This is a genomic window from Streptomyces sp. CLV115 (assembly GCF_038448545.1).
Taxonomy (GTDB): domain Bacteria; phylum Actinomycetota; class Actinomycetes; order Streptomycetales; family Streptomycetaceae; genus Streptomyces; species Streptomyces sanglieri.
In genome coordinates this window covers 1-7,938 of the sequence record NZ_JBCEWQ010000245.1, presented here as the reverse complement: position 1 = coordinate 7,938, position 7,938 = coordinate 1, and the positions used below count along the sequence as shown (strand labels likewise).

The 7,938-nt window shown below is 73.4% G+C and carries 6 protein-coding genes; 2 read left to right on the top strand and 4 right to left on the bottom strand.

Annotated elements, in window-relative coordinates:
- Positions 1-81: 81 nt before the first annotated feature.
- The 4 genes from AADR41_RS40030 to AADR41_RS40015 form a co-directional block, all read right to left on the bottom strand.
- The gene (locus AADR41_RS40030) at positions 82-2,592 is read right to left on the bottom strand and encodes a transglutaminase TgpA family protein (protein WP_342287221.1); all 2,511 of its coding nucleotides are present in this window, start codon (positions 2,590-2,592) and stop codon (positions 82-84) included.
- Positions 2,589-3,968, bottom strand: coding sequence for a DUF58 domain-containing protein (locus AADR41_RS40025; protein WP_342287220.1), 1,380 nt, complete (start codon positions 3,966-3,968; stop codon positions 2,589-2,591). The genes AADR41_RS40030 and AADR41_RS40025 overlap by 4 nt, the downstream gene beginning before the upstream one ends.
- Complete coding sequence (locus AADR41_RS40020; protein WP_342287219.1) at positions 3,968-5,011, bottom strand: AAA family ATPase; 1,044 nt, start codon at positions 5,009-5,011, stop codon at positions 3,968-3,970. The genes AADR41_RS40025 and AADR41_RS40020 overlap by 1 nt, the downstream gene beginning before the upstream one ends.
- Before the next feature lie 242 nt (positions 5,012-5,253).
- Positions 5,254-5,817 carry a beta-class carbonic anhydrase gene (locus tag AADR41_RS40015; protein ID WP_342287218.1) on the bottom strand — a complete coding sequence of 188 codons (564 nt, stop codon included), beginning with the start codon at positions 5,815-5,817 and terminating at the stop codon, positions 5,254-5,256.
- Positions 5,818-6,197: 380 nt separating this feature from the next.
- On the opposite strand from AADR41_RS40015, the gene rsmH reads away from it, so the two are divergent.
- Positions 6,198-7,163: a 16S rRNA (cytosine(1402)-N(4))-methyltransferase RsmH gene (rsmH, locus tag AADR41_RS40010; protein WP_342287217.1), complete on the top strand. Its 966-nt coding sequence runs from the start codon at positions 6,198-6,200 to the stop codon at positions 7,161-7,163.
- Between the two features lie 49 nt (positions 7,164-7,212).
- Positions 7,213-7,914 (top strand): FtsB family cell division protein, encoded by a 702-nt coding sequence (locus tag AADR41_RS40005; protein ID WP_342287215.1) that lies wholly within the window; start codon positions 7,213-7,215, stop codon positions 7,912-7,914.
- Positions 7,915-7,938 lie beyond the last annotated feature (24 nt).

Sequence of the window (7,938 nt, the reverse complement as noted above, 5' to 3'; positions counted from 1 at the left end):
GCCGTCGGCCGGGCCTCGCAGGTCAGCTGCCGGAGGCGCGGCGGGGCGTGGTCCGCGACCTGCCGCGGACCACGCCCCCGGTCATCCCTGCTGGCGCGACGGGCGCCGCAGCCACCCTGCCCACCGGTCGCGGCTCCACAGCGCCGTCCACCTGCCGGTGAACGCCGCCCAGCGGTCCGCGGCCGCCCAGATCACCCGAACGGCCGAGCGCGGAGCCACGACTGCCCGGATCCGGGCCACGCGGCCGGCGGACTCCCGCAGACCGGCCCGTACCGACGCCACGTCCTCGGCCAGGCCGGTGCTCACCCGGGGCTCAGGGGCGTAGAGCACCTGCTCCACCGCTCCGGCCACCCGGTGCACCGCATCGGCCGCGTCGGGTCCGAGCTGCCCCAGCCGCACCACCCGGTCCGCCGCCTTGCGCGGAGTCCGGGAGTCGTCCGGTTCGATGCCGTGGTCCCAGGCGGTGTCGGTGATCTCCTGCCAGGCCGCCAGCGTCCGGGCCGTGGCGTACTCCGGTGCGTCGGGTTCGACGCCCCGGCCGCGGTCGCCGCCGGTGCTGCCCTGCCCCGTGGACGGCGCTGCGATCCGGCCGCCCACCGGCGTACGCCCGGCGGAGAGAGCCAGCCTGCGCCTGCGTGCCCGCAGCCGCCAGAGCAGCGGCAGCAGGGGCAGCGCGAGCAGCACCACGGCGAGCAGCACCACACCGACGACGGTGCCCGTCGGCGTCCCCGAATCCGTCGGCGGCTTCACGCCCGGTGCCGCCGCGCTGCCGCACTCGCCCTGCTTGCGCATCTGCGCCGGGCAGCTGTCCGGGACGGACGGCGCGGCCGACGGAGCCGCCGAGGAGCCCCTCTCGGGCAGGGCCGGGACGTCCGTGTCGCCCGTGGGGACATTCTGCTGGGTGTACGGGGGTGTGGTGCCCCGCGTCGGGGTCGGCTCGAACCGGGTCCACCCCACGCCCTCGAAGTACAGCTCGGGCCAGGCGTGCGCGTCGCGCAGCCCCACCGAGACCGAACCGTCCGGCTGCCCGGTGCCCGGGGTGAAGCCCACCGCGACCCGGGCCGGTATGCCCAGCGTCCGGGCCATCGCGGCCATCGTGAAGGAGAAGTGGACGCAGAAGCCCTGCTTCTCCTTCAGGAACCGGGTGATCGCAGCGCTGCCGGTGCCCGAGTTCACCGAGGTGTTGTAGCTGAAGCCGCCGTCCGAGGCGAAGTAGTTCTGCAGCTTCACCGCCCGCTCGTAATCGTTGGCGGCACCCTGGGTCACCCGGTTCGCGGTCTCTTCCACGACCTTCGGCAGTGAGCCGGGAACACGGGTGTACTCGCGCCGCAGCTCCGCCGGCGCCGGGCCCGCCGAGGCGAGCTGCTCGGCGGTCGGCTCGACCACCAGGCTGGAGACCCGGTACTGCGCGCCGCGGGTCGTCTCCCCGCGGTCGCCCACGAGGGTCCGCCCCTCCGGTTCGTACCGCCAGCGCCCGTCGATGCCGACCTCGGTCGCCGGGTAGGGGAGCGGCAGATAGGTCTGCTGGTAGGAGCGGGACGCGGAGATGTTCGACGTGATCTCGGTGACCGCCACGTCGGGGCTGAGGCCCTCCGGCGCCGGGAGCCGCTTGGGCACGTCCTTGAGGCGGCGGGTGGAGGGCCGCCACTCGCTCCCGTTGAACTGGTCCAGGGCCAGAATGCGCAGATAGAAGTCCTGCGGGGCGCCGGAATTGGTGCGGTAGGACATCACCTGCCGGTTCTCCGGCTGGTTCAGATTGTCCTGCAGCGAGACCAGAGGGTTCACCGCGGAGATGGTGCCGCCGCCCCCCTTGCCGGCGCTGCCGGCGCCCGCGCCGAACAGCATTCCGCCTTCGAGCGCCGGCAGCGCCGCCGGGACGACCAGCGCGACGCCCAGCGCCAGCGCACCGATGCGGCGTCCGGTACGGACCGGGGCCGTCGGCCGGCTGCCCGCGAGCGCCGCTCCGAGCGCCGGTCCTCCCGGGGGCCTGCCGGCCGCGCCGCTGAAGACCCGCCCCCACTGGGAGAGCCGGTCCCGGCCCTCCGCCAGCAGAAGCAGCAGATATCCACCGGCCGCCAGCAGGAACCAGAGCCAGTCCGCCCCGCCCCCGGACAGCCCCGCGGCCACCGAGTAGAGCGCGAGGAGCGGCAGGCCGGCCGGGGCCGCGCTGCGGAACGTCACCGCGAGGGCGTCCACCACCAGGCCGACCAGCAGCACACCGCCGATCAGCATCAGCCGGATGCCGTCCGTCACGGGAGCCGGGGCGGCATACCGGCCGACGTCCTCGGCGCCCGACGCCAGCAGATGCGACAGCCGCTGGACGGCCTCCGGGCCGGGCAGCAGACCGGCCATCGCCTGCTGCCTGGCGAACACCACCGTCAGCAGGACCAGCGTGACCAGCGCCTGCGCCGCGACCACCAGCGCCCGGGGCACGGGCGCCCGGCGGACCAGCGCGCCCATCCCGCACTGGACCGCCAGCAGGAACGCCGCCTGCAGGATCCACCCGGCGGGCTCGACCAGCGGCAGCATCGAGGCCGCCGCCATCAGCGTCGCCGCAAAGGCGCACAGCGCCAGCCGACCACGACCGCTCATGACCATCCCCCGGAGAAACCCGTCGTGCCGCCCGCCGCGGCGGACTGTGCCGCCACACCCTGCTGCCCCGCCTGCCGCCAGTACCGGGCGAGCCCGGCCCCTGGCGAGACCGCCACCGCCGTCCACCCCGATTCCCGCAGCAGCCGCAGCCGCCGCTCGGACGCCGCCCCTGCCCCCGCGGGCGGGACGTCGCCCTGCACCCAGTCCGTGCTGTCCAGCACGAACGCGACCGCACCGCCGCTGCGCTGCCGCATCCGCGCCGCCACCGCCGCCTGCTCCTCGTCCAGATCACCGAAGAACGCGATCAGCAGCCCCTCGTTGCCGCCCCGCATCACGTCGTACGCGCGCGACAGGCCACTGCCGTCGGAGTGGTCGACCACCGCCAGCGTGTCCATCATCAGCCCCGCCGATTCGGCGGACTCCTGCGTCGATCCGGCGAAACCGCCCGCGCCGTCGCCGGGCACCGCGGTCCCGTCGTCGGTCAGCAGCCGGACGGCGAAGCCGCGCTCCAGCATGTGCACCAGCGCGGACGCCGCCCCGGACACCGCCCACTCGAAGGCGGAGTCGGGCCCCGCCCCCTGATAGGCGATCTGCCGGGTGTCCAGCAGGACCGTGCACCTGGCCCGCTGCGGCTGCTCCTCGCGGCGCACCATCAGCTCGCCGTAGCGTGCGGTGGAGCGCCAGTGGACCCGGCGCAGATCGTCGCCGTGCCGGTAGCCGCGCGGGATCACGTCGTCGTCACCGGCCAGCGCCAGCGAACGCTGCCGTCCCTCGCCGTACCCCGACGCCTCCCCGGCCAGCCGCACCGGCGGCAGCGGCTCGGTCCGCGGAATGACGACGAGGGTGTCGTACGCACTGAACGAACGGGTCAGCTCGCACATCCCGAACGGATCGCTCAGCCGCAGCTGCAACGGCCCGAGCGGATAGCGCCCGCGCAGATCCGACCGCACCCGGTAGGACACCTCGCGACGGCCGCCCGCCTCCACCCGGTCCAGCACGAACCGGGGGCGCGGCCCGAGCACATAGGGCACCCGGTCCTGGAGCATCAGCAGCCCGGTGGGCATCCGTGACACGTTCTCCATCCGCAGATGGACCCGGGCCTCCGAGCCCGCCGGAACCCGGGACGGCGAGAGCCGCCGGGTGCCCGCGACCCGGTAACGGGTGCGGACGAGCACCACCACACAGACCAGCGGCAGCGCGGCGAGCAGCAGCCCGACCCGCAGCAGATCGGCCTGCCCGAGCACATAGGCGCAGACCGCCGCGGCGATTCCGGCCGCCAGGAAGGACCGCCCACGCGTGGTCAGCCCGCTCAGCGCGGCGCGCAGAGCGCCCTTCTCGCCGCCGTCGTCCGTCGCGGCCGGCCCCCCGGCGGCCATCACACCCGCCGTGCGCCGGGCTGCCGGCCGTACGGCACCCGGCCCGGCTGGTGCTGCGGCTGCACCTGCGTTCCGCCGTCCGCGGTCGGAACCGGTGTCTGCCGGAGGATCTCCTGCACGACCTGCTCGGCGGTACGGCGGTTCAGCTGGGCCTGCGCCGTCGGCAGCAGGCGGTGCGCGAGCACCGCGACCGCCAGCTCCTGGACATCGTCCGGCAGGCAGTAGTCCCGGCCGCTCAGAGCCGCGGAGGCCTTCGCCGCACGCAGCAGATGCAGGGTGGCCCGCGGCGAGGCGCCGAGCCGGAGATCGGGATGGCTGCGGGTGGCCGCGACGAGCTCCACCGCGTACCGCCGCACGGCGTCGGCCACATGGACCGTGCGCACCGCGTCGATCAGCTTCACGATGTCGTGGGCGTGCGCCACCGGCTGGAGGTCGTCGAGCGGCGGGAGGCCGCCGTGCACATCGAGCATCCGCAGCTCGGCCTCCGCACTCGGATAGCCGATCGAGACCCGCGCCATGAACCGGTCGCGCTGGGCCTCGGGCAGCGGATAGGTGCCCTCCATCTCCACCGGGTTCTGGGTGGCCACCACCATGAACGGATCGGGCAGCTCGTAGCTGTGTCCGTCGATCGTGACCTGGCGCTCCTCCATGGACTCCAGCAGCGCCGACTGGGTCTTCGGCGAGGCCCGGTTGATCTCGTCGCCGATCACGATCTGGGCGAAGATCGCGCCCGGTTTGAATTCGAAGTCGCGCCGCTGCTGGTCGAAGACGGACACACCGGTGATGTCCGAAGGCAGCAGGTCCGGCGTGAACTGAATGCGCCGCACCGAGCAGTCGATGGACCGCGCCAGAGCCTTGGCCAGCATCGTCTTGCCGACCCCGGGGACGTCCTCGATGAGGAGATGCCCCTCCGCCAGCAGTACGGTCAGCGAAAGCCGTACGACCTCAGGCTTGCCCTCGATCACACTCTCCACCGACCTGCGCACCCGCTCCGCGGTCGTGGTCAGATCTGTGAGGCTCGCTCGATCGTCATAGGTCGTCACCCGGCCCTCCTCGGCCCTGCCCCACGCTCTCCAGGAGCAGTGGGGTACCCCATTCACGGGCCGGCGCACGCAGCGGTCCGGCCCACCCCGAAACACGGACACCCCTTCGGACACGTCCGGCGGGATGTCACACGCGCATTCTCGTTGCCGTTACCGCTTCGTGTCACTCGCCTGTGGACAACTGGGGGCGAAATGCCGGTTTCGATGGGTTTTTCGGTTCCTGGAGGGTGATGCCGGGGACGTCAGGCGACGGGAAGGATCTCCCGCAGCAGACCGGTGGTCACATCGAAGACGAAGCCGCGGACGTCGTCGGTGTGCAGCAGGAACGGCGAGGTGCGCACGCGCTGCATCGACTGCCGTACGTCCTGGTCGGCGTCCTTGTACGCCTCGACCGCCCAGACCGGACGCTGGCCGACCTCCACCTCCAGCTCCTGGCGGAACTCCTCGGTGATCGACTCCAGACCGCAGTTGGTGTGGTGGATCAATATCACGCTGCGCGTGCCGAGGGCCCGCTGGCTGATGGTCAGCGAGCGGATCACGTCGTCGGTGACCACGCCGCCCGCGTTGCGGATGGTGTGGCAGTCGCCGAGCGCCAGGCCCAGTGCGTCGTGCAGGTCGAGCCGGGCGTCCATGCAGGCGACCACGGCGACGCGCAGCACCGGCTTGGCGTCCATGCCGGGGTCGTCGAATCCGGCGGCGTACCGGACGTTCGCCTCGACGAGACGGTCCGTGACCGTGCCCCCGTCACGGGCCTGGTCGGCATCGTTCGAGGAGGGCCGGACGGGGGAGTGCGCGGAAGTCGACATGGATACGACGTTAGTCCCCGCACCTGCTCCCGCTGTGGTGCGGGAAGGGACAAAGAACGTCAACGAGGCTTGTTGTGAGGTAACCCACAAGCCTCGCAACCGTTCGCCCGGGCGGGCGCGCAGGGGGCCCGGCGACGCGCAGCCGGGTTGATTGATCGGGAATCGATCGAATGGCAGGGTGGACTAAAGTGACGGGAAGTTACCGACACCCTGCACATTCCGTAGATTTCCCCTGTGTGTGCGGCGTACGTACGGGCCCGGCCCTCTCCCGCTCGCGGTCGGCCGACGCCCCTTCCCCGGCGCCGGCCCACCTCCCCTTCTGAGCGGGCGGGGACCAGGCCGTACGTGCGGCCACACGGGACCTGAGCCTGAGAGGGCGCATGAGCCAGACCCGACACGTCCCGGTGATGCTCCAGCGATGCCTGGACCTGTTGGCCCCGGCTCTTCAGGCGCCGGGACCGCAGGAGCCCGTGGTCGTCGACTGCACCCTCGGCCTCGGCGGCCACAGCGAGGCGCTGCTCTCCGCCTTCCCCTCCGTACGGCTGATCGGCCTGGACCGGGACAAGGAGGCGCTGCGGCTCGCCGGCGAGCGGCTCGCCCTGTACGGCGACCGGGCCACCCTGGTGCACGCCGTCTACGACGAACTGCCCGAGGTGCTCGACAGGCTCGGCATCCCCAAGGTCCAGGGCGTCCTGTTCGACCTCGGCGTCTCCTCCATGCAGCTGGACGAGGCCGACCGCGGATTCGCGTACGCCCAGGACGCCCCGCTCGACATGCGCATGGACCAGACGACCGGTATCGGCGCGGCCGAGGTGCTCAACACCTACCCGCCGGGCGAACTGGTACGGATCCTGCGAGCGTACGGCGAGGAGAAGCAGGCCAAGCGGATCGTCTCCGCGATCGTGCGCGAGCGCGAGAAGGAGCCGTTCAGCAACAGCGCCCGGCTCGTCGAGCTGATCCGCGACTCGCTGCCCCAGGCGGCCAAGCGCACCGGCGGCAACCCCGCCAAGCGGACCTTCCAGGCGCTGCGCATCGAGGTCAACGGCGAGCTCAGTGTCCTGGAGCGGGCCGTTCCGGCGGCCGTGCAGAGCCTCGCGGTCGGCGGCCGGATCGCCGTCCTCTCGTACCACTCGCTGGAGGACCGGCTGGTCAAGCAGGTGTTCGCGGCGGGCGCCGCCACCACGGCGCCGCCCGGACTGCCGGTCGTCCCCGAGCGCTACCAGCCCCGGCTGAAGCTGCTGACCCGCGGCGCGGAACTGCCCACCGAGGAGGAGGTAGCCGAGAACCGGCGCGCCGCCCCCGCCCGGCTGCGCGGCGCCCAGCGGATCCGCGAGGAGGAGCGATGAGCGCCCGGCCTCCGGGTGCCCGGAAACCGGTGATGTACGGGGCGGCGCGGTGAGCGGACCGGCCGGGCAGCTGAAGGGGCGCGCCGCGCGGCTCGTCCGGCTGATGCCGTCCGGGCCCACCAACGCGGCCCGTACGCCCTTCGTCCTGCTGGTCGTGGTGCTGCTCGGCGGCGGCCTGATCACGCTCCTGGTGCTCAACTCGGCCCTCAACGAAGGGTCGTTCAGGCTCAGCGAGCTGAAGAAGCGGACCACCGAGCTCACCGACGAGCAGCAGGCCCTCCAGCGCGACGTCGACAACTTCTCCGAGCCGGACGCCCTGGAGCGGCGCGCCCGCCGGCTGGGCATGGTGCCCGGCGGCAGCCCCGCCTTCCTGAACCCGGACGGCACGGTCCGCGGCGTACCCGCCGAGACCACCGCCGAGCCCGTCCCGCCGCCGCAGCCGAAGAGCAGTGCGCCGCAGGCGCCCGCCGCCTCCGCGTCCCCCGCCGCCGGCCCCGGGCCCGGCGCCCCGGCCCCGCCCGCACCGCTGCCGTCGGCCACGACTTCGGGCACCTCCGCGACCGGCACCGGCGCCGCCGCGACCGGCACCGGCACCTCCGCGACCGGCACCGGCACCTCCGCGACCGGCACCGGCACCTCCGCGACCGGCACCGGCACCGGCACCGCTGCGACCGGCACCGGCGCCTCCGCGACCCCGCCCGCCGGGACGCGTACCTCGGCAGAACAGACCCCGACGAGCCCCGGCAGGTGACGCAGTGCCGCCCAAGGATCCACC